Origin of the sequence: Thiomicrorhabdus sediminis (assembly GCF_005885815.1) — a bacterium.
Lineage (GTDB): Bacteria > Pseudomonadota > Gammaproteobacteria > Thiomicrospirales > Thiomicrospiraceae > Thiomicrorhabdus > Thiomicrorhabdus sediminis.
In genome coordinates this window covers 282232-304839 of sequence record NZ_CP040602.1, presented here as the reverse complement: position 1 = coordinate 304839, position 22608 = coordinate 282232, and the positions used below count along the sequence as shown (strand labels likewise).

Below are 22608 nucleotides of genomic sequence, written 5' to 3'. Positions count from 1 at the left end.
CTTACAAATTGGCGTTTGCTGCTTATCCAAAAAAGATGTCTCGCAAAATAAACTCCACCACCGGATCCAGCCAAATCTTTGGCTGAGGTTGCTGTGTTTACTTACCGAGTCACCCTCTTTAGTGAATCACCAGACAAACAAAATATTAGATTGATATTAAACAGGCCTATCGAAATAGGCCTGCTCAGAAAAGATTACTTAGCTGCGTTTTCTAGCATTTCAACAGCCGGCAATTTTTTACCTTCCAAGAACTCAAGGAAAGCACCACCACCAGTTGAGATATAAGAAACCTTATCAGCGATTTCATACTTATCGATAGCAGCTAGTGTATCACCACCACCCGCGATAGAGAATGCTGAAGATTCCGCAATCGCCATAGAGATTGCCTTAGTACCTTCACCAAACTGATCGAATTCAAAAACACCAACAGGACCGTTCCAAACAACAGTACCGGCGTTTTTGATGATTTCAGCCAATTCAGCAGCTGAATCTGGACCGATATCGAAAATCATATCGTCTTCAGCAGTATCTGCAACATTTTTAGTTTCCGCAGCCGCAGATTCAGAGAATTCTTTACCGCAAACGACATCAGTCGCCAGTGGAATCGCCGCACCGCGACCTTCCATGATTTCGTTTAGCTTGTTACAAGTTGGGATTAGGTCTGCTTCATATAGAGACTTACCAACTGGGTTACCGGCAGCAGCGATAAATGTGTTCGCGATACCACCACCAACAACTAGCTGATCAACTTTCTCAGACAGAGATTCAAGCACAGTTAGCTTCGTAGATACTTTAGAACCACCAACGATCGCTACTAGAGGACGCGCCGGGTTATTTAACGCCTTACCTAGAGCGTCAAGCTCTGCCGCAAGCAACGGACCTGCACAAGCTGTATCAGCGAATGCACCAGCACCGTGAGTAGACGCTTGTGCACGGTGAGCTGTACCGAAAGCATCCATAACATATACATCACACAAAGAAGCGTATTTTTTAGAAAGTGCTTCATCGTTTTTCTTCTCACCAACGTTAAAACGAACGTTTTCTAGAAGAACGACTTCACCGTCAGCCACTTCAACATTACCATCCAGGTAATCTTTAACTAGACGAACTTCTTTACCTAGCTTAGCTGATAGATCCGCCGCTACAGGTGCTAGAGAGAACTCTTCAGCATATTCACCTTCAGTTGGACGACCAAGGTGAGACATAAGCATTACTTTTGCACCCGCATCCGCTGCCATTTTGATTGTTGGCAATGAAGCACGGATACGCGCATCAGAAGTAACTTTACCATCTTTAACTGGCACGTTTAGATCTTCACGAATCAATACGCGCTTACCAGCCAAATCTAGATCAGACATCTTAATTACAGACATGTTGAGTCCTCTTTATTACAGTTTTGACCACTGAAATCAGTGGCACTTAGATTAAATACTAGAGAGCTTACAGAAGATTAGGCAAGGACTAAAAATGGCTAAAATTGACTGATCGTGTTGAGCACACAATTAGCCAATTTTTCATTTCTCTTCGCAAGCTACTTATGCAAAGTTCTCTTAAAATTAAATTTGCTTTTCAATACTCGAAAGCTAAGAAGAATACTGACAAGGAAATTTAATTTGAGAGAACCACATCATTATGGTTCCCTCAAATCAAGTCGAATCAATTAAAGATAAGACTTTAAGAGTTCAGGTGCTAGTGAGGAGAGTTCACGGCAGACCGAAGGAGTTTACAAAAAGTAAACGACTGGCAGGTCTAACAAAGAAATCTCCCACTAGCGGTTGAACCCTAGCAGGTAAAGCTATTAAGCTTTACCTACGTGCTCAACCACGCGCATCATGTTACATGTATAACCATACTCGTTGTCATACCATGCAACGACTTTAACGAAAGTAGAATCTAGTGCAATACCAGCGCCTGCGTCAAAGATAGATGGGTGAGAATCACCACGGAAATCTGTAGAAACGTTAGCTTCGTCTGTGTAACCTAGAACACCAGCTAGCTCGCCTTCAGAAGCGGCTTTCATTACTGAGCAGATTTCTTCCATTGAAGTTTCTTTTTCTAGCTCAACTGTTAGGTCAACAACAGAAACGTCAGAAGTAGGTACACGGAAAGCCATACCTGTTAGCTTACCGTTAAGCGCAGGAAGAACTTTACCTACCGCTTTAGCAGCACCAGTTGAAGACGGGATGATATTCTCAAGAATACCACGACCACCGCGCCAGTCTTTCATAGAAGGACCGTCAACCGTTTTCTGGGTAGCCGTTGCAGCGTGAACAGTAGTCATCAAACCACGCTTGATACCGAAGTTGTCGTTAAGAACCTTAGCAACCGGAGCCAAACCGTTCGTTGTACAAGACGCTGCAGAAACAATTGCCTGACCAGCGTATTCGTTATGGTTAACACCGTAAACGAACATTGGAGTGTGGTCCTTAGAAGGAGCAGACTGAACAACTTTCTTCGCACCAGCATCGATGTGTGCCTGACATGTTTCTTCAGTTAGGAAGAAACCGGTACATTCGATAACTAGGTCAGCACCCACTTCATCCCACTTAAGGTCAGCTGGGTTACGCTCAGCTGTGATACGGATTGTTTTACCGTTAACAACTAGGTTACCGTCTTTAACTTCAACAGTACCGTCAAAACGACCGTGTACTGAGTCATACTTAAGCATGTATGCTAGGTATTCTGGATCTAGAAGGTCGTTGATTGCAACAACTTCGATGTCCTGAAAATCTTTAGCCGCTGCACGGAAAGCCATACGACCGATACGGCCGAAACCGTTAATACCAACTTTAATAGTCATTGTATTTACTCCTAAAAATAACCAGAGCCAATCCTTATGATTGGCCTGACTTAATCAAAAATAGATTTTTATTCGCCATGCGAAAGCATGGCGCAAGAATGTTTTACCTGTAGCGGATTATTTACCCATTACACGGTTAGCTGTAGCCACAACATTTTCTACGGTGAAACCGAACATTTCGAATAGTTCATTAGCTGGAGCAGACTCACCGAATGTTGTCATACCAACAACATCACCGTCTAAACCAACATACTTGTACCAGCAATCTTTAACACCCGCTTCAACTGCGATACGCTTAACACCAGGAATCAATACAGAATCCTTATAAGCTTGATCTTGCGCATCGAATGCATCAGTACAAGGCATAGAAACAACACGAACCTTATTACCCGCTTTTTCAAGTTCAGCCGCAGCATCCATGGCTAGACCTACTTCAGAACCTGTTGCAATAATGATTAGGTCACAAGCACAAGCGCCAGCACTGCAATCACAATCTTTCAGGATGTAACCACCCTTCTCAATGTTCTTAACCTGCTCAGGGGTACGAGACATTGGTTCAAGTGCCTGACGAGAGAATACTAGAGCTGTCGGCGCGTCACCACGCATCATCGCTACTTTCCAAGAAACCGCAGATTCAACCGCGTCACAACCACGCCATGTCTGGAAGTTAGGGATCACACGCATAGTCGCTAGCTGTTCAACCGGCTGGTGTGTCGGACCATCTTCACCCAGACCGATAGAATCGTGAGTGTAAACGTAGATGGTACCGATCTTCATCAATGCGGACATACGTAGTGCGTTACGCATGAATTCCATGAACATGAAGAAGGTTCCACCGAACACTTTGAAACCACCGTGAAGAACCATACCGTTCATCATGTGAGCCATACCGAATTCACGAACACCCCAAGATAGGTAGTTACCGTTCGCGTTTTCTTTATTGACCTTAACCATCTTCGACCAGTTTGTCAGGTTAGAACCTGTCAAGTCAGCAGAACCACCGAACATTTCCGGCAAGATTTCACCCAGCTTCTCGATAGTTTTCTGTGAAGACTGGCGCGAAGCCAACTTTGGAGATTCTTCTTGAGTCGCTGCAATGAACTTATCCATTTCAACTTCGAAGTTAGCCGGTAGATCACCCGCCATACGACGTTCGAATTCCGCCGCTTCAGCAGGGTATGCCGCACGATAAGCTTCGAACTTCTCGTTCCAAGCCGCTTCATCTTGAGCACCTTGCTCTTTGTGATCCCAACCAGCGTAGATATCTTCTGGGATTTCGAATGGCTCAGCAGTCCAACCCAGCTCTTTACGCGCTAGAGCGATTTCTTCATCACCTAGTGGCGCACCGTGACAAGAGTAAGTACCACACTTGTTCGGCGAACCGAAACCGATCACTGTCTTAGTACAGATCAATGTAGGCTTGTCAGTAACTTTCTTCGCTTCTTCGATCGCCGCGTTGATTGCGTCTGCATCGTGACCATCAACGTTAGGGATAACGTGCCAGTCATAAGATACGAAACGACCAGGAACACCTTTTTCCATCCAGTCGCCGATATTACCGTCGATAGAGATGTCGTTGTCATCCCAGAACGCGATCAACTTACCAAGACCTAAAGTACCAGCCATTGCACACGCTTCGTGTGAAAGACCTTCCATCAAACAACCGTCACCCATGAATACATAAGTGTGGTGGTCAACGATGTCGTGACCAGGCTTGTTGAACTGTGCAGCCAAAGTACGTTCTGCAATCGCCATACCTACCGCGTTGGTGATACCTTGACCTAGAGGACCAGTAGTTGTTTCGATACCATCGGCATAACCGTATTCTGGGTGACCCGCAGTCTTAGCGTGAAGCTGACGGAACTGCTTGATATCTTCCATGCTTAGGTCGAAACCAGATAGGTGCAATAGAGAATAAATTAGCATTGAACCGTGGCCGTTAGACAGTACAAAACGGTCACGATCGGCCCACTTGGCATTGCTAGGGTTAAACTTCATGTGGCTGTTCCACAGAACCTCTGCAATATCTGCCATACCCATTGGCGCACCAGGGTGACCAGAATTTGCTTTTTGAACGGCATCCATACTCAAAGCACGGATTGCATTTGCTAAATCTCTACGAGTTGCCATACAACTTCCTCAACATTTTTTAAAAAAATTCGGTTTTTGTAGCGCTTGCATTTGCTGTATTTCGCCGTGTTTTTCACGGTGCAAATGCCCTTAGGATGACCTCTCAATCTATCGCTACCCTAAAATTTGGACGATTATTCTCTCTCAAAATCACAAAATCATCAAGTTTTCTTATCTGGTGATTGTTTTTTTTAAAGCGGTTTTTTAGGCAAAATCAGAACCTTATCGCCTCCTCGGCAGCTTTATTATCGATAGCGAACCAGCCAAATAAGGGATGAAAATGATTTTTTAGAGAATTATGCCGTTGTCAGCGCCAAATAAATTGACGCTTTTATGACATTAAGAAAAAATTTCACAACAGAATAAAAATTAGCAAAACAGTGAAACCATCATGACTTTGTAAAATATCTATTCGGGATGATTTGTCATGGCCAGCAATCCTTAACATTAAGCCTTGGTCATCACCGCTACCGTTTCACCTACCTGCATCTTATTCGGCTTCTGACCGAACCAACCTTCATAGATAGACAACATCGCCGGCAATACCAGCAAGATCAAGAAGGTCGAGAACATCAGGCCAAAGGCGATCGCCGTTGCCATCGGAATTAAAAACTGCGCCTGCAACGAGGTTTCAAACAGCAACGGCGTTAAACCGGCGATGGTCGTCAAAGAGGTCAACAATACCGCACGCACGCGTTGCACCGCGGCTTCTTCCAAAGCTTCATTGACCGACAAACCGGAGGCACGCAACGACTTGTAGAAACTCACCAAAATAATCGAGTCATTGACGACGATACCGGATAAGCCGAAAAAGCCGAACATCGATAGGATTGTCATATCCAATCCCATCCACCAGTGCCCCATAATCGCACCAATCAAACCGAATGGGATTGCCATCATCACCACCAAAGGCCAACCATAAGAGCCGAAGACCCAAGCCAGAACGATATAGATCATCGACAAACCGATCAGCAGACCTATTTTCATATCGCCCATCGCCTCGGCCTGACGCGCATTTTGTCCTTCAAGCGAATAGCTGATGCCGTATTTCCGCTCTAACTCAGCCAACGCAGTCTGCTCAAGCTTGGCCAAAATTCGGTTAGAGTTGTTAACCGTCTTATCGACATCGCCAACCACCGTTACCGCCATTTTGCCATCGACATGTCGCATCGCATCAAAACCACGCTGCGTACTCCAACTGGCAACCGAGCTGAGCGGGACTCTATCGCCATTAGGTGCCATCACCTGCATTTTATTGATCGTCGCCAAAGAGACTTGCTCATGCAACGGATATTGCACACGCACTTCTATCTCGTCTTCACCTTCGGTATAGATTTGCACCAGCCTACCGGAGAAGGCATCCGCCAACTGACGTCCCAAAGACACATAACTAAAGCCTAATGCCTTACCTTGAGCAGTCAATTGATAGACCAGCTGGTCACGTCCATAAGGCAGGTCGTCACGTACACTGCTGACTCCGGCAATCTGCTGTAAAACCTGCTGCAACTCTTGCGAAGCCTGTTTCAATACCATTGGATCAGAACCGAACAGACGGACATCAATATCGCCCCCCGGAGGCCCCATGCGCGGCGACTCGATGGTCAGGTTATCCAAACCCGCGACCTTACCGGCTCTCTCCTGCCAGGCTCGAACCAACTCGGTATTTCTTGTGTCGCGCAGATCCGGCTCTTCCAACTGCAGGTTAATCGACGCATAGTTAGCACCGGTCTGACCCGAGTTTTTATTGAACTGCAAAACCGCCACCTTAACAATGCCAGGCTCAAGCTCCTGCTCGACCTCTCGCAATGCCTGATAAACCTGATCGACATAATTCGCGGTCACATCAGCCGGTGTCCCGGCAACAAAACGGATATCGGCGTTCAGCTTGGTTGATTCGGGAGACGGGAAAAAGACAAAACTGATACGGCCGCCGGCCAATAATGCAACGGTAAAGATCATCAAGGCCAAGGTACTGGCAATGGTAATGCTGCGATGTGCCAACACCCAACGGATAAGATGACGGAATTGATGGTGACGGAAATGGTCGATAGCGCTTTCCAGGCGTGCACGCACCGAGCCCTGCTCAGGCTTTTTCACGCCTTTCAAGGCATGACGTAAATGCCCCGGCAGAATCGTAAAACTTTCCAGCAAGGAGGCAAAGATCACTGCGATAATCACCAGAGGAATAGCGAAAAGGATATTCCCCATCTCACCACCAATCAGCATCAACGGCAAAAAGGCAGCTACAGTGGTCAGAGACGAGGCGGTCACAGGCCCAAGCATTCGGTGCGCACCACCTTCTGCCGCTTCAAGACTCGGTTCACCTCGCTCATGATGGGTCAATGCATCTTCACCGACCACTATGGCATCATCAACGATTATCCCCAACGCCATAATCAAACCGAATAGACTGACCATATTGATCGAACCGCCGGCCAGATACATAATCATCAAGGTCGCCATAAACGAGACCGGAATCCCAACCGCCACCCAGAAAGCGACTCGACCGTGCATAAAGATATAGAGAATCAACACTACCAGAATCAAACCGCCGATACCGTTGTTCACCAACAACATAATTCGCTGATTAACCAGAGACCAGGTTTCATCGTAAACCTGTAAACGAATACCTTGCGGCAACTGCGGTTCGGATTCGGCAAGCCAGTTCTGCATGATTTTCGAGGACTTCAAGGTGTCGCCACTTTCTGCCCGCAACAACTGCATTTCAATCGCCGGCGAACCATCTACAATCAGATATGGCGAATCTTTTTTAGCGCGTAGCTCGATATTAGCGACATCACCCAGATTAACGGTTTCGGCAGCAGCGCTGACCAGCGGTATTTGCGCAAAAGCCAATTCATCCCGTTTTTGCTGCAAAGCACGAAGATCACGCACACTGTCGCTATCACCCACAGAGCCGGCTGGAAAATCACGACTCATGACCGAGATCTTGTTACCGATATCTTCGAGACTCAGACGATACTGCTCCAAAGCTTGCTGAGAGACCTCAATCGCCATTTCTTCTTCAGGCAAACCTTTAAACTCTACCTTATCAATACCGCGATCGAGTAACTCCCGTTCAAAGCCCCGCGCCAAGTGACGCAACTCCGGCAGCTCAGCGTTTTCAGCAATCAATAAAACGCGTGCAATCGACTCATAGCGCACTATGCGCTCAATCACCGGCTTTTCAGCATCTTGCGGCAGGTTACGTAATTCGCCGACCCGCTGATTGATCTGATCAACCGCCTCAATCATATCGGTGCCTTCACTGAATTTAAGCGAAATCGCCGCTATTCCCAGTGATGAAGTTGAGGTCATTTCCTCGAGATTATCCAGATTACGCAATACCCGCTCAATCGGCTCGGTGACACTTTTTTCGACATCCTGTGCATTAGCGCCCGGCCAAATCACACGCACCGAAGCATAATCCAAATCAAAAGTCGGGAAAAACTGCACATTGAGTTTCATCAGCGCGACAATGCCAGACAGGATCATGACAATCATCAGCAGGTTTGGCGCCACCTTATGGCGTGCGAACAGACCGATAATACCGTGCGATTTAAACGGCTTTTCGGTTAACTTGTAATCCTGATCTTCATTACCTGAAGCACTATGGTTATTGGTTATTTCGCTCATCAGTTAGCCTCGGTTACTTTCAGCCCGGTTACCGCATTCGGCAGATGGGTGATTGCAATTTTGGCACCGGCTGCAAAGCTCGGCTTAATCAAAGCCCAAAGTTTACCTTCACGCATCACCTCACCTAACAGGACAACGTCTTTTGCCTGCAAACGCTCGTTCTCGACGATATACACCTTATCAGAACCATACAGCGCGCTATAAGGCACTGCGGCCACATTGTGATAGGCTAGACCTTGCAGACTTATCTCCATCAACTCGCCGGGGCGACGATCTTGCAAGGCTTTAGGCAAGGCAAAAAACGCATCGACACCACTGGTGGAAGCTTGACCGGAAAGACGCAACAACGGCAGTTCGACACGGCTTTGCGCTCCCTTAGAAACACTACTCAAGCCACTATAGGAAGCCACCAATTTTTGCTTGTTTTGCAACGCCTGCTGCACCACCTGCAACTCTGCTGTCGGCAGCTTGGCACGCAATTCCATCGAATCCAGCGCATAGAATGTCAGCATTTGCGTACCGGCATTAACACGCGAACCTTCACTGACACTCACCTTGGCAATACGCGCATCATAAGGCGCTTGATAATTGCCGCGCTCAAAGTTGGCCTGCGCCTGAATCAACGAGGCCTTCGCTTGAGCCAGCAAAGGTTGATTTTGCTTCACCGCCAATTCAGCGCCGACAACAACAAACTCCTGTTTGGCCAAAGCCTCTTCAGCCGCATCCACACTGGACTGCGACGCCAGATCACGAGCCATCAACTGCTTTGCCCGAGCCAAAGCCTGCTGCTTCAATTTCAATACGTTTTGTTCATGAGCCAATTTATCGATATTGGCCTTATTGGCCAACTTCTGCAATTCATAGGCTGCTTTTGCCTGCAATAAAGGCGCTTCAATATCCGCATCACTCAGCTTCAATAACAGTTCGCCTTTTTTCACCTCGTCACCCTCTTTGACATTGAGCTTGGCGACCACACCACTGACCGGTGCCGCCAAAGAGACCAACGAATTAGACTCAACCTGACCGTAAAGGGTTTGCACCGGTGAGAGATTTTCAAATTTGGCGCTTAAGGTTTCCACCATCCAGACGCGTTCCGAGATTTCCACCGCAGGCTGTTGTGGCTTAGTCGATTTCATATAGATAAACAGTGCCAGCGCGGCAACAATAATGATCACCGGGATTAGCAAGCGTTTTATTTTTTGAAGCGGAGCCTGAAGAAAACTAAGCATAGGTATTTTCGCCTTTTGTTTAACTGTTTACTGCTAAATTAATTGTTTGGTAAAACCCACCGTTCTAGTGAGCTTGATAATTGTTCAAAAACTGTTTGATAAGATCGATCTGCGCCTTATGAATCGCCTCACCGACTTGAACACCCTGCACACCACTGGCCATGATTTCAGTCATATCGACCGCATCACAAGCTTGCAACAACGCCAGCCAGAAGGCTTTTTGCGGATAGGTACTCTGCTCAAATCCCAAACGACCTTTGGCATCAGCCTCACAAGCCATTAACAGCTCGGCAAAACGCTGCGGCTGCTTAAAGGCAGCGCAGGCTTTTAATACTTTCAAATAAGTCTTGGCCTTGAGCGCCGGCTGCTGATCACTATCCAACGCCTTATGGATTAAACCATGAAACTCTGTGACTTTTTCAGCAAACTGCTGGGTTTTCTTCGGCAAGCGATAACGTGCCGCCATCTTCTTTACAAGCGGCACACCAGCAACCTCATGTCCATGATGTTTCGGCCACAATTCCACTGGCGTCAAACCTTTACCAAGATCATGCACCAAGGCGGCAAAACGAATATCAATCTCGCCCGATAGTTGGGCTGCGGCATCAAGCACCATCATAGTATGAATCCAAACATCGCCTTCCGGATGATATTTCACCGGCTGTTCGACACCAATCAATGCACTTAATTCAGGAAACAGCCTGTCTAAAGCCTTAACCGATTTGAGCACTTCGAAAAACACGCTCGGCTTATCGGTTTGCAATGCCTTAACCACCTCTTGCCAAACACGTTCCGGAGTTAAATCATCCAACTCTCCGGAAACACTCATCTTCTCCATTAAAGCTTGCGTTTCAGCAGCGAGCTGAAACCCGAATGGCGCCAGCTTGGCCGCAAATCGAGCCACACGCAAGACACGCAAAGGGTCTTCACTAAAAGCCGGCGATACATGTCTTAACAAGCGGTCCTGTATATCCTGCTGCCCCTTGTAAGGATCGATAATCGTTCCGTCTGCGCTCTGTGCCATGGCATTGATGGTCAAATCACGACGCAACAGATCCTCTTCAATGGTTACGGAAGGAGCCGCAAACACATCAAAGCCGTGATAGCCCACGCCGGCTTTGCGTTCGGTTCTTGCCAAAGCATACTCTTCTTTGGAATCAGGGTGCAAAAATACCGGAAAGTCTTTACCTACCTGCTGATAACCTTGCGCCAACATCTGCTCGGCAGTGGCTCCGACAACCAACCAGTCACGATCGTAAACCTCGATATTCAATAAACCGTCTCTAACTGCGCCACCCACCAGGTATATTTGCATACTCTCTCTCTATTCCAATCTGCCCATCGCCTCGGGCTTGTTCTGATCATAACCGTTTCAAAGCCAATATTAAGCTTTTGATTCGATCAAGAATGGATTCTATTAACAATCAAAGGCAAAGACAAAAAAACCGTCATAAAGACGGTTTTTAAAAACGTTCGACAAGACTTGAATCGATTACACCAATTCGCCGCGATCACGGTTGGCTTCTTTACGATAGTAGTTATAACGCTCACGAATATGGTGCGGTGCCGCATAAGCCGAAATCACCGACTCCAAGCTACTTGGTACAAAACCGAACTGAGTGCTGAAATCGCTGTCGCTGACCATATCTTTTTTGAGTTGCGTATTTTGTGCCTGGCTCACAGTCGCCATAGGCGCAAAAGCACCTAGGAAAGACATCACTTTGGCGTTCAACTGACACATTGGCAATACCATCGCGTCTTTTTGCATAATCTCTGCGGTCAGCTGAGCAAGCTCTTTAAAGCTCAGACGCTCTTCACCAACCATTTCCAGCTTATGGCCATAGGTTGCTGAATCTTTGATAATGGATACAAACGCTTTGGCAAAATCTTTGATCCATAACGGTTGAACCGTGGTTTTGCTATTGGCTACCATCAATAAAGGCGCGCGATTGATTTGATTGATAAAACGTTGCGTAGAATCATCATGCTCACCAATCAACAAGCCAGCCTTGACAATAGTCACCGCCGCTTTGGCCGTATTGTGCATAAGATTATCGACCTCAGCCAATTCACCAAACCAGTCGGCATGCGGCGCATTACTGTCTGCACCAATCTGTGAAAGACTGATCACACGCTTGACATGACAACTTTCCATTGCCGCTTTCAGATGCTGGTTGGCAAGGGTTAAATCCGCCTGCTCAATCATTTCTGTACCGGTGGAACGGTCCGCCATCAGGTTGATGACGATATCCGATCCTTGAATCGCCGCTTGCAGCTGCTGTGCATTATCAAACGAGTCCAACGTTGCTAGACGAGTGTTTGGATAAAGCAAAAATTCACGGAAGCGCTCGGCGCGACGCACCACCACTCGAGTCTGATATCCCGCTTTAGATAATTCGTTCAATACCGCCTTACCGACAAAGCCTGTTCCACCAATTAAGGTGACTGTATTTGCTAACAACATCATATTGCATCCAGTCTTAACTATTTTTTTAGACGCGTAAGAATAAGGAAATCCTGAAATGAGGTCAAGTTTTTCGAACATTTCACTGACAAATAAGCCATTGAATTTTGTTATAATGCGCGCAAATTTTAGAAAGGAAAACCCATGTCTGCTATCCAAGTTTCGGCTTACAGAAGCCCAAAAAAATCAGAACTTTATCTGTTTCTTCCCCAAGCAACCAAGCTTGAAGACGTGCCGCAGGAACTACTGGTCATGTTTGGTGAGCCGGAGCATGTCATTGATTTTGATCTGACACCGGAAAAGAAACTGGCGCGTGAAGATGCCAAAACGGTTTACGAATCAATCGAGAAAAAAGGCTATTACGTTCAAATGCCGCCGAGCGAAGTGGAAAAAATCAGCGATATGCCTGCGCCTCCGGCTCACTTGGATAATATTTTCTAGATCCTTTTATCATTTCCTTTGTGTGTTTCCGACACAAACAATAATACCCGATTAAAACAGTCGGGTATTTACAAGCCCTGCCTCAGTAGCGATAATATAAGCGTTTAATAATCAATATACGGCCTCGCAAATTTTCTTTGCACTGTCTCGCTGTATCTTTACTTAAAAAATTAAAGGAAATACTCATGGCTTTTACACTTCCTGATTTACCTTATGATTACGATGCATTAGAAGTTTCTATCGATGCGCGCACTATGGAAATCCACCATACCAAACACCACAATACTTATGTCACCAACCTGAACAATGCCATTGCTGGTACTGAACTTGAAGATAAGTCGTTAGAAGAACTTGTTGCCAATGCCGGTGCTTTATCACCAGCGGTACGCAACAACGGTGGCGGTCACTGGAACCATGCATTTTTCTGGGACATCATGACTGGCGACAGCATGGGCGCGCCAAAAGGCGCTTTGGCTGACGATATCAATGAGACTTTCGGTAGCCTTGATGCACTAAAAGAACAGTTCAACACTGCTGGTGCGACACGTTTCGGTTCTGGCTGGGCTTGGCTTTCTGTTGATGCTGACGGCAAACTACAGGTTTCATCAACGCCTAACCAAGACAACCCATTAATGGATTGCGCCGAAGTCAAAGGCTCACCAATCCTAGGCCTGGATGTTTGGGAACACGCTTATTACCTACGCTACCAAAACCTACGCCCTGCTTATATGCAAGCTTGGTGGGATGTTGTTAACTGGGATAAGGTTTCTGAACTTTACCAGTCAGCCAAAGGCTAATTCAGCAGTCATACTACTGAATTAAAAGAAACCGGGCTAAGCCCGGTTTTTTTATTGCCACAACCCTCAAAGCCTTTATGGGCTGAAAACTTATTTAAATTGCCCGCTGAAAAACTTCTGTTAAACTAGAAACCGCTTAATTTCTATTCGCTTAGCAAACAATAACAACTCTTAGCGAAAACACTCTATGCAAATTAAGCTGCAAGCATTATTGAAAGCTTTATCTAAAAACCTTAACCCAGCGTTTTAATTGGAGAACTTATGAACCCTTTAAACAGCATTAAAGGCACTATTGCTCTTGGCTTTATCACCGCCATTATTGCAATTTTCGCCCTAGACATCCCTAGCATGTACCCAGCCGAATCCGGTGTAGGTAGCTTCTCATTCCTAATCACCGTTTGGCTACACGTGCTTGCCGGTATTGTTTGGATTGGTTTGTTGTACTATTTCAACTTTGTTCAGGTACCGGCAATGGGGGCTGCAACAGCAGATACAGATGGTCCGGGACCGGCGGCAATCGGTAAATACATCGCGCCTAAAGCTCTGCTTTGGTTCCGTATGGCGGCAGCCACCACTTGGTTGATCGGTGTCTCTTTGCTGGCGCAGGCAAATGGTGCCGGCGGTCAAGGTATCTTGGATGCCTTCTTACTTGCTGAAGGTTCAGAAGTGATCGGTGTCGGAGCTTGGTTAGGAACCATTATGGCATTTAACGTCTGGTTCCTGATCTGGCCGAACCAGAAGAAAATCCTAGGCATGGTAAGCGCTTCGGCAGAAGATATCGCCAAGGCAAAAACAACGGCTGCAATGGCTTCTCGTACCAACGTGGTATTATCGGTACCAATGCTGCTTTGCATGTTCGCCGCGCATATTTAATTCAAGCGCACAATGCAGTATAAAAAGCCCGCACTATGCGGGTTTTTTTGTTTTAGCAAAGCGCAAAACGGCAATGAGATGATTGCAGATAAGCAAAGCCTTGCTACAATAAATCCATTAATCATTTAAAACGCTTCGCGTTATCAGTCTTTAAGGATTTTATATGGTCAGTTTGACAACCCCTGTTTGCGACTTTGACAAACCTGCAATCGATTTTAATCTTCCTGGTGTTGATAACCAGCAATGGACATTGGATAAAGCCAAAGGCCCGAATGGTTTATTGATTATGTTTATCTGCAATCACTGTCCTTATGTCAAAGCCATTCAACAGCGTTTGGTCGATGATTGTAAAATTCTTCGTGATGAATTCGGCATCAATTCGATTGCCATTATGTCCAACGACCCTAATGAATACGCCGAAGACTCTTTTGAGAACATGCAGAAAATCTCACAGCAATTTGATTTCCCGTTTCCTTATGTGGTTGACGAAAGCCAAGCGGTAGCCAAAGCCTATGGCGCGGTTTGCACCCCCGACTTTTTCGGTTACAACGCCGATCTTCAACTGCAATACCGCGGACGTCTAGACGCTTCGCGTAAAGAGACCGCGCCTGCCGATGTACGTCGTGACCTATTGGAAGCGATGCAACAGGTCGCTCAAACCGGCAAAGGCCACTAGAGCAAATTCCGTCAATGGGTTGCTCGATCAAATGGAAAAACTAATCTTTTAACTCTGCCATGCAACGGCGCATGACGACAATAAACCCATACCACTAAATTAGAGATAGGTACCGTCTATGACCACTTACCTGATTGCGCCGGACAGTTTCAAAGGCTCTTTGGAAGCTCACCAATTCTGTCAGATCGCTGAAAATGTGATTCAGCAAATCAATCCTCAAGCCAAAGTCATTTCCCGCCCCATGTCGGATGGCGGTGAAGGCTTTGTCGACAGTTTTATCCATGCTGGAGTTGCCGAGCGTCAGAGCCTTTGGGTTTCCGGCCCGCTAGGCAGACGCGTTAAAGCCAATTTCGCTTGGCAAGCCGATAGCAAAACCGCGATTATTGAAATGGCACAAGCTTCGGGCATCACCAAAGTTCGTCGTGAAGAACTCAATCCCTTAAGCACCCACAGTTTTGGCACAGGCCAATTGATTGAAGCGGCGATTGAACTCGGGGCAGAAAACATTATTCTCGGCCTCGGCGGCTCGGCCACCAATGACGGCGGTGCCGGTGCCTTAATGGCTTTAGGTATCGAAATGCTCGATGCCAATAATAAACCGATCGGCTTGGGCGGTCGCAGCCTAAGTGATATTGCCAAAATCGCTCCGGTACCCTCAAAACTCAAACGATTGAATTGGAAAATCGCCTGTGATGTAACCAACCCCCTATTGGGTGAAGATGGCGCTACTGCGGTTTTTGGCCCTCAAAAAGGCGCTACCACTGAGCAACTCAATGCGCTCGAAAATGCCATGCACAACTATGCCAATGTATTGGAACAGCATAGCCAAAAAACCGTGCGCGACCATGCTGGTGCCGGCGCCGCTGGCGGCATGGCTGCTGGCTTTATGGCGCTGTTTGACGCCGAACTGGTGCCGGGTTTCGAACTGTTGCAACAGACCTTACAATTGAACTCGCTCTTAGAACAACATCAGGTAGACTGGATCATCACCGGTGAAGGACGTATGGATGAACAGACCCGTTTCGGAAAACTACCCTTGCGTATTGCCCAGCTCGGCCAGCAATATCAGGTTCCGAGCATAGCGATATGTGGCAGCCTCGGTTGCGGTGTTAATGAACTGCCAGAATTCAAAGCCATCTTCAGTATTGTCAATCAAATCCTTTCGGAAACAGAAGCCATGCAGCACGCCCCCTATCTGCTGGAACAAACCCTGAGCAGCATTATCGCCTTGCTTGAATGCAATGCCAGCAACGCAGAAAATTAAGCTTCCAATTGGCTAGATTGTCGATTTATAAAGATTTTTTCATGTTCGGTTAGTGCCGAAAGCAAAGAAAAGATACAATAGCCGCTATTATTTAAAAATAACAATAAAGTCGATTTCATGAGCAATGCGCAATTAATCCTGCTAGATAAACGTAACCAACCTTTAAAAGATTACCTTGTGGCGGTTGCCGCATCAGATGGCCTCACCATAAAAGGTGTCGAGGTCATGGCTTCTCCGGCTAAAGGCGAAAAATCATTGCTAAACGGCGGCATCATCATTCCACCTTTGGAACAGTATGATTACAACCCGAAGAAGCTGACAGAAGCCTCGTTGAAACAGATTAATGTCAATGATGAAATCATCAGTATCGAATGCTTTATTGACCGTTGTAGCAACGACGAAGCGGTGCGTAAAGCGCTGAGCAAATCGATCAATAAATTCTCCAAACAACTATTGACGATTATGCAGAGCTTTTGCGACTCGGAAGTGATCGACCTGATCAAAGAGCGTCGCAATGACGCGCTATTCAAGCTACACAATCATGCCAAAGACCTAAAAGGCAAAAAAATTGTTTGTATCGATATTGAAGCGACCAATATCTCCACTGACCCCGAAGCCGATATTATTCAACTTTCCGCTTGCGATCAGGACGGCAAAGAACTGTTTAACCAGCTGATCAATCCAGGCTACGATATTCCTGAAAACGATAAACACAATATCACCACCGAAATGGTTCAAGGCCAGCCTTTATTGGCTCAAGCCTGGGATGAGATTCACGATACCCTACGTGATGCCGATATCGTACTTGCTTACAGCACCGAAAGCGATTTCATGTATCTGCAAAAAAGCGCCGAGAAAAAGATGTTGCGCTTTGAACTTGACTACAATACTTGGCTGGATGCGGCGGAGATGAGTCGTGATTTGATTGGCGCCATGCGCTGGCACAGCGAAAAGATGTACTGGTTCTTTAAGACTCCTAAACTGACCGCTGCTTATGAGCACATTTTGGCAAAACCTTTCCCGGGCGATGCACATGATGCGCTGGCTGATGCGGTAGCGACAATGGAACTGTTACAAGCCATGCTGGAAAAAGGCAAGAAGTCGCAAGTCAAGCAACCAAAACCGAAAGCCAAGGCCGAGACAATCACCAACAACCCTTTTGCCGCCGCGTTTGCCAATGCCAAAAAAGCTTAAGGTCCGCAGGAATAAATCATGACGACAAACTTCAAACAACTTGAAAAAGCCAAGCAAGGCGATGAATTCGACTGGTCACAACTAGAATCACAAATCAAATTCGATAAGGATGGTTTAATTCCGGCCATCGCACAGCAATTCGACAGCAAAGAAGTGTTGATGATGGCATGGATGAATTTGGCTTCCTTACGAGAAACCCTGGAAACCGGACGCGTTTGCTACTGGTCGCGTTCACGCCAGAACTATTGGCGTAAAGGCGAAGAATCGGGGCAGGTTCAGCTATTGAAAAGCCTGAGTTTTGACTGTGATGGCGACACCATCCTGTTACAAGTCGATCAAACAGGCCCTGCTTGCCACTCAGGACGTCGCAGCTGTTTCTATACACAGGTCGACGGCACTCAGGCGACCATCACTTCTGATCCACTGATCGATCCGGAAAACCTTTATAAAAAGTAACTGACAACCGTTACTGACACCATTTCTGCAACATTCGAGCAAAGGTATGGCGCTCTATCGGTTTTGCCATAAAATCATCCATGCCGGCGCGAATACATTTATCACGATCATCCACCATTGCATTGGCCGTCAAGGCAACAATGGGGATATGTCTTTGAGGGTGAGCTAGTGTTTCTTCGGAACGAATCAAGCGTGTCACCTCATACCCATCCATTACCGGCATTTGACAATCCATCAAGATCATATCGTATTTGTCGGCATTCAAACGCCAGTCATCCAGCCCTTTCAAACCGTTTTCGGCAATATCGACCTTAGCGCCTAAACGTTCGACAAAAGAGGCAATCACATTCTGATTGATTTCATTATCTTCAATCAACAGGATATGTTTATTGTTAAGGCTTGCCGCTGCCGCGTCGTCAATCACCTCCAATGCATTGATGGCGGTCAGATCCGCGGCAATTTCAAAATTCAACTTAACCCAAAACTCGCTGCCCAGCCCCAATTGCGAATTGACACCAATCTCACCGCCCATCAATTCGACAATCTGCTTGGCAATCGCCAAGCCTAAACCGGTACCGCCATACTGTCTGGAGATATTGCTATCCGCCTGACTGAAAGAATCGAACAGACCTTGCAGGTGTTTCTCATCAATACCTATCCCCTTATCGATAACACGCAGCATTAAGCTCACCCTGTCACTGGTTTGACGTATCATCTCGATCTTAATCACGATATCACCCTGCTCGGTGAATTTGATTGCATTACCCACCAGATTCATAATCAACTGTTGAATGCGTATCCGATCAATCAAAAGGCTTTCGGGAATACGGCTGTCGAAATCCAGTTTCAAAGGCAGATGCTTTTCCTCGGCATTGGCCGACAGCAGATGAAGCGCTTCCTGGAGAATGTCTTTTAACGACGCCTCTTCTGCTTTGAGTTTAATCTCACCTTCTTCAAACCGTGCGAAATCAAGCACTTCATTGATGATATTAAGCAGCAATTGGCCGCTTTGTTTGATGGCGTGCAAATAGGTCTGCTGCTGAGGATTTAAAGGGGTGTCAAAAAGCAGGTCGGTCATCCCCAAGACACCGTTCATCGGCGTCCGGATTTCGTGACTCACCGTGGCGACAAAACGACTGCGAGCCTGCGCCAACCCTTCAGCCTGCTCTTTCGCTAATTGAAGTTGCTGCTGGGTACGGGTCTGCGCCGTAACATCACGCACCACCTTGATAATCGACTTCTTATTATTCAATTCAATCAGATTGAAAATCAAATCCACATGAATTTTCCGCCCATTGGCATCACGTATCAGAAGATTGGTCGGCATGGTACTTTGCTGTGAAGAAGTTGTCGCTTGATGAATCAATGTTTTCTTGCTGTTTTCATAAGCATCGAAACTGTCGATATCCACCCATTCACTAAAGGTTCTGCCCAAAAAAACCTGCTTGTCACAGCCCAACAGGTTTTCCGCTGCCTGATTGGCCTCAATAATCCTGCCGTTGAGAGTCGTGACAAAAACCGGTTCAGGAATCGCTTGAATCAGCTCATTAGCATTTTTTTCCGCGGTCTTTTGCGCGTGGATCGATGTGATATACCCCCTCAACAATAATGGATTGCCCATCTTGTCGTAGACAATATGAGTCAAGTCATAGATCCATTTGTATTCTGCGGTGTCTGCAGACAATACACGATAAATCAGCTCTACCGTATCAATACCTTTTGAATAGCTTTGAATGAGTTTTTTACGAATCGCCTCACGGTCGTCATCTTTTACCCAATCCATATAGGCTGCATTAATAAACCCTTGCTGTGTTCTGTGCAACAGGTTCTGCGCATTTGGCGAGGCGTAGGACATCGTCATGCCTTTATCGACACCACGCTCCAATAATACGGTCGGTCCGGCATTAAACATCTTATCGTGCTCGAACTGCTGGTCTAAACGCTGTCTTTCCGAATGCAAACGTCTAATCTGCTTGCTAATCAGCACACCAATCACCAGCAACAAAGCGAACAACACCATACTGACACTAAAGACCTGAATACGATATGCCTGCATTGACTGGTTTTTCTCAATCGCCAATATATGCCAGCCTACAGGCTGGATCGGTGCATGGGTAATCACAGGACTCTTTTCACTAAAACCAGAGAAGTTTTGTAGTAAATTGAATAGACGGTTATCGTTTTTCTGCACCTTTAGACTGCCCAGCAACGCGACATCACTATTGAGTTCCTCAACCATCACCAATTCATAACCATCTGACTGGGAATTATTGATAAAACTTTGCAAAGGCTGAAACGAAAAACGCATCCACAGTCCGGCAACACTATCCAGACTTTGAATGGGGATCATGTAATCGAAATGAGATTGGTTGGTATTGGAGATATGCGCCTGGGCTTCAACATTCGCCATCGGCAAAAAACGCATGGTTTTACGCATCAGTGCTTTGCAGTCATTGCCAATCACCAAGCGGTCGGAAGCCATGACCACTTCCCCATGCTGATTGGTGATGGCAAATTCACTGCCATCCGGTAAAACCCTATGCACATCACTGATTATCTCTTCCAGGTCATAAGGATACCCTCCCCCGGAGGCCAACTCTAGAATTCTGTCACGATGCAATTGCGCTAAAAACTTTGCGGTTTCTACCGAATGCGTAATATTTTTACCGATAAAAACGGCAAGACTCTTTGCATCGTTGGCCGCACTTTTGGATATCTGTTCTTCATTTTGTTTAATCAGATAAAAGTTGATACTCATTATCAACGCAAACAACAATGCCGCAATCAAGCTGAATAGCCACAGGGTGTTATTTGCCTTAGGTTCTGTTTTCAACATTTATTCCATGCCTTGCGTATTCTTTAATGCGATGCGATTACCAATGCTAATGGCCGACCTATACGATTACCGAATTTAGGCCAGACAGCGCAACACTATCATATCCAATTAATTGCTTAATTACATAACTACGTCTTATAGCCAATCAATTAAGCAAATCATTCAGGTTCTCGCAACTCACATAACTCGCGTAAAAACACTGTTGCAAAACAGCCTGTCGGCAGCTCAAAATCCAGCAACAGCGCTAACTGACCGTTATCGTCTTGCCACTGCCATGACAACTGTTTCGGCTGCAAACAAAAAGCTCTCTGGGCAGACTGAACACGCTGCTGACGCAGACCTTGATACCATTGAGAAAACTCAGTAACCACCCTGCTCTCATACTCAAAGGCCTGCTCTGTTGTTTGCAGGTCTTGATCACCGAACAAGGTCCCCATTACTTTTCCATCAATGACGCTATCACCTGCAATGGCGCTATTCCAGTTGCCATCTTCAACGCGCGCACTGAGTAAACGATTGAACATCCATGACCGGATTGCCGAAAGCGCCAGACTATTGAGATTGCGCTGTCCACCGCGTTTTTTGCTACGCCGCTTTTTATCGCGTGCAACGGGCTCTGTTAATAGGCGCTCTCCCAAGCTCAAATTAGCACACTGCTTGCCAAATCGCTGTGCGCCGTAGTAATTTGGTACACCTTGTTTTAACTGCTGTAAACGATCTTCTATTTGGGCTTTACAGTCGTTATCAGAACCTGCTAAATGACGCAATCTAATGTGAAAAAAATTGCCTGCCAGTTCGCCACGTCGCAACTTCCGATCGTGCCGCTGCGCCTTGAGAATTCTCACCCCCTCGCATTGGAAACTGTCTAGATCGAGAACTTGTTTCATCGCACAAGGTACACTGAACCACTGCCGTGTGATCGCCTGCCGATCCTTTTGCCCTGCAAAACCGATATTCACCAAACCGGTATTTAACCAAGCGGCCAATTTACGAGCCACCCAATCGGTATTTTGTTGTTTTTTTTCAATCCATAACCAAAGATGCTCACCGCTGCCGCTTAATGGATAACCCAACTGTTCTTCAACCATAAAATCCTCGGGTTGCTGTTTTAACGTAGCGCTAATGGCTAATGGAGGATAAGCGTGGGCAAATAAGGAAAAGTCATAAGACTTAGGTTCTGTTGACATAGGAGTTCTCAAAATAAACCCGGTAATAGATTGTCACAAACCGGGCTGAAATAGATGGCGGCAAAATGGGATGGTTATAGGTCTGAAAACAGCTTTTCAGCGATAGGCAATTCCTTACCCTCAGGCTCTTCATCATAAATTTGAATAAGCAGTTGGCGAATATTACCCGGCAGGACATAATCCTTGATTAACTGGCGCGCATCAAGCGGTGAATCCTTGTGGATATAAAGATAAACATTACGTAAATGACATCTTGCATCGGGATCCGATGCCAAAGGACGCAGCAAACCTGAACCGGTTATTTTCACCTCTTCTTTGGTGATAATGGTAATGCTATGGAAATAATTCGATGTCAGCGGCTTGTCGAAACATATCTCTAAAACACGGTCGAAGTTTCCGGACCCCTTATCCAAGCCTTGCACTACTCGTGCAGAAGTAATTTGTACCGGCTCTTTTGAGCAGGCAAACAGTCCTAATGACATAATCAATACTAACGATAGGGCAATCCGTCGTTTCATAATCTACCTCTACATTGAGTTAACAAGCAGCTATTCTGATTTTGCAGCAATTTCCGCCGCAAACACAAGCTTTATGCGAATTTCATGCTTAAAATTGCTTAATTCGT

Annotated in this window: 16 protein-coding genes and 1 pseudogene; 7 read left to right on the top strand and 10 right to left on the bottom strand. The window is 46.2% G+C overall.

All coding sequences use genetic code 11. The annotated features are described in order from the left end of the window. Nucleotides 1-194: 194 nt before the first annotated feature. From FE785_RS01270 to FE785_RS01240, 7 genes are all read right to left on the bottom strand, one after another. On the bottom strand, nucleotides 195-1373 hold the full coding sequence (locus FE785_RS01270) for a phosphoglycerate kinase (RefSeq protein ID WP_138563637.1): 1179 nt from the start codon (nucleotides 1371-1373) through the stop codon (nucleotides 195-197). Between the two features lie 425 nt (nucleotides 1374-1798). Beyond that, entirely contained in the window at nucleotides 1799-2800 is a 1002-nt protein-coding gene (gene gap, locus FE785_RS01265) for a type I glyceraldehyde-3-phosphate dehydrogenase (RefSeq protein WP_138563635.1), read from the bottom strand. A gap of 117 nt (nucleotides 2801-2917) precedes the next feature. Then, the gene (tkt, locus tag FE785_RS01260) at nucleotides 2918-4930 is read right to left on the bottom strand and encodes a transketolase (protein WP_138563633.1); all 2013 of its coding nucleotides are present in this window, start codon (nucleotides 4928-4930) and stop codon (nucleotides 2918-2920) included. Between the two features lie 447 nt (nucleotides 4931-5377). After that, nucleotides 5378-8566: an efflux RND transporter permease subunit gene (locus FE785_RS01255; RefSeq protein ID WP_138563631.1), complete on the bottom strand. Its 3189-nt coding sequence runs from the start codon at nucleotides 8564-8566 to the stop codon at nucleotides 5378-5380. After that, nucleotides 8566-9795 (bottom strand): efflux RND transporter periplasmic adaptor subunit, encoded by a 1230-nt coding sequence (locus FE785_RS01250; RefSeq protein ID WP_138563629.1) that lies wholly within the window; start codon nucleotides 9793-9795, stop codon nucleotides 8566-8568. Before FE785_RS01250 ends, FE785_RS01255 begins: the two co-directional genes overlap by 1 nt. Nucleotides 9796-9859: 64 nt before the next feature. Further along, nucleotides 9860-11110, bottom strand: a complete 1251-nt coding sequence (locus tag FE785_RS01245; protein ID WP_138563627.1) for a multifunctional CCA addition/repair protein — start codon at nucleotides 11108-11110, stop codon at nucleotides 9860-9862. 177 nt (nucleotides 11111-11287) lie between these two features. Beyond that, complete coding sequence (locus tag FE785_RS01240; protein ID WP_238696292.1) at nucleotides 11288-12262, bottom strand: NAD(P)H-binding protein; 975 nt, start codon at nucleotides 12260-12262, stop codon at nucleotides 11288-11290. A gap of 141 nt (nucleotides 12263-12403) precedes the next feature. Between FE785_RS01240 and FE785_RS01235 the strand changes: the two genes are divergently transcribed. The 7 genes and pseudogenes from FE785_RS01235 (at nucleotide 12404) to hisI (ending at nucleotide 17960) form a co-directional block, all read left to right on the top strand. Beyond that, nucleotides 12404-12700, top strand: a complete 297-nt coding sequence (locus FE785_RS01235; RefSeq protein ID WP_138563625.1) for a YcgL domain-containing protein — start codon at nucleotides 12404-12406, stop codon at nucleotides 12698-12700. Nucleotides 12701-12885: 185 nt separating this feature from the next. Beyond that, the gene (locus tag FE785_RS01230; protein ID WP_138563623.1) at nucleotides 12886-13497 is read left to right on the top strand and encodes a superoxide dismutase; all 612 of its coding nucleotides are present in this window, start codon (nucleotides 12886-12888) and stop codon (nucleotides 13495-13497) included. A gap of 261 nt (nucleotides 13498-13758) precedes the next feature. Beyond that, a complete protein-coding gene (locus tag FE785_RS01225) occupies nucleotides 13759-14370 on the top strand; it encodes a urate hydroxylase PuuD (RefSeq protein ID WP_138563621.1) in 612 nt (203 codons plus the stop codon). A 163-nt stretch (nucleotides 14371-14533) separates the two neighbouring features. After that, nucleotides 14534-15090: pseudogene (locus tag FE785_RS01220) on the top strand (thioredoxin family protein). 74 nt (nucleotides 15091-15164) lie between these two features. Further along, nucleotides 15165-16310: a glycerate kinase gene (locus FE785_RS01215; protein WP_138563619.1), complete on the top strand. Its 1146-nt coding sequence runs from the start codon at nucleotides 15165-15167 to the stop codon at nucleotides 16308-16310. Nucleotides 16311-16427: 117 nt separating this feature from the next. Then, nucleotides 16428-17504, top strand: a complete 1077-nt coding sequence (locus FE785_RS01210) for a 3'-5' exonuclease (RefSeq protein ID WP_138563617.1) — start codon at nucleotides 16428-16430, stop codon at nucleotides 17502-17504. Nucleotides 17505-17522: 18 nt separating this feature from the next. Next, nucleotides 17523-17960: a phosphoribosyl-AMP cyclohydrolase gene (gene hisI / locus FE785_RS01205; RefSeq protein WP_138563615.1), complete on the top strand. Its 438-nt coding sequence runs from the start codon at nucleotides 17523-17525 to the stop codon at nucleotides 17958-17960. Nucleotides 17961-17970: 10 nt separating this feature from the next. Here the strand turns inward: hisI and FE785_RS01200 are convergent, their stop codons facing one another. The 3 genes from FE785_RS01200 to FE785_RS01190 all read right to left on the bottom strand — a co-directional run bounded on the left by FE785_RS01200 (nucleotide 17971) and on the right by FE785_RS01190 (nucleotide 22501). Next, on the bottom strand, nucleotides 17971-20796 hold the full coding sequence (locus FE785_RS01200) for an ATP-binding protein (RefSeq protein ID WP_138563613.1): 2826 nt from the start codon (nucleotides 20794-20796) through the stop codon (nucleotides 17971-17973). Nucleotides 20797-20954: 158 nt separating this feature from the next. Next, entirely contained in the window at nucleotides 20955-21983 is a 1029-nt protein-coding gene (truD, locus tag FE785_RS01195) for a tRNA pseudouridine(13) synthase TruD (RefSeq protein WP_138563611.1), read from the bottom strand. Between the two features lie 74 nt (nucleotides 21984-22057). Further along, nucleotides 22058-22501 (bottom strand): hypothetical protein, encoded by a 444-nt coding sequence (locus tag FE785_RS01190; RefSeq protein WP_138563609.1) that lies wholly within the window; start codon nucleotides 22499-22501, stop codon nucleotides 22058-22060. Nucleotides 22502-22608 lie beyond the last annotated feature (107 nt).

Excerpts from the sequence above, each read along its gene's own strand:
- FE785_RS01270 (WP_138563637.1), bottom strand. The coding sequence starts at position 1,373 with ATGTCTGTAATTAAGATGTCTGATCTAGATTTGGCTGGTAAGCGCGTA.
- gap (WP_138563635.1), bottom strand. The coding sequence starts at position 2,800 with ATGACTATTAAAGTTGGTATTAACGGTTTCGGCCGTATCGGTCGTATG.
- tkt (WP_138563633.1), bottom strand. The coding sequence starts at position 4,930 with ATGGCAACTCGTAGAGATTTAGCAAATGCAATCCGTGCTTTGAGTATG.
- FE785_RS01255 (WP_138563631.1), bottom strand. The coding sequence starts at position 8,566 with ATGAGCGAAATAACCAATAACCATAGTGCTTCAGGTAATGAAGATCAG.
- FE785_RS01250 (WP_138563629.1), bottom strand. The coding sequence starts at position 9,795 with ATGCTTAGTTTTCTTCAGGCTCCGCTTCAAAAAATAAAACGCTTGCTA.
- FE785_RS01245 (WP_138563627.1), bottom strand. The coding sequence starts at position 11,110 with ATGCAAATATACCTGGTGGGTGGCGCAGTTAGAGACGGTTTATTGAAT.
- FE785_RS01240 (WP_238696292.1), bottom strand. The coding sequence starts at position 12,262 with ATGATGTTGTTAGCAAATACAGTCACCTTAATTGGTGGAACAGGCTTT.
- FE785_RS01235 (WP_138563625.1), top strand. The coding sequence starts at position 12,404 with ATGTCTGCTATCCAAGTTTCGGCTTACAGAAGCCCAAAAAAATCAGAA.
- FE785_RS01230 (WP_138563623.1), top strand. The coding sequence starts at position 12,886 with ATGGCTTTTACACTTCCTGATTTACCTTATGATTACGATGCATTAGAA.
- FE785_RS01225 (WP_138563621.1), top strand. The coding sequence starts at position 13,759 with ATGAACCCTTTAAACAGCATTAAAGGCACTATTGCTCTTGGCTTTATC.
- FE785_RS01215 (WP_138563619.1), top strand. The coding sequence starts at position 15,165 with ATGACCACTTACCTGATTGCGCCGGACAGTTTCAAAGGCTCTTTGGAA.
- FE785_RS01210 (WP_138563617.1), top strand. The coding sequence starts at position 16,428 with ATGAGCAATGCGCAATTAATCCTGCTAGATAAACGTAACCAACCTTTA.
- hisI (WP_138563615.1), top strand. The coding sequence starts at position 17,523 with ATGACGACAAACTTCAAACAACTTGAAAAAGCCAAGCAAGGCGATGAA.
- FE785_RS01200 (WP_138563613.1), bottom strand. The coding sequence starts at position 20,796 with ATGTTGAAAACAGAACCTAAGGCAAATAACACCCTGTGGCTATTCAGC.
- truD (WP_138563611.1), bottom strand. The coding sequence starts at position 21,983 with ATGTCAACAGAACCTAAGTCTTATGACTTTTCCTTATTTGCCCACGCT.
- FE785_RS01190 (WP_138563609.1), bottom strand. The coding sequence starts at position 22,501 with ATGAAACGACGGATTGCCCTATCGTTAGTATTGATTATGTCATTAGGA.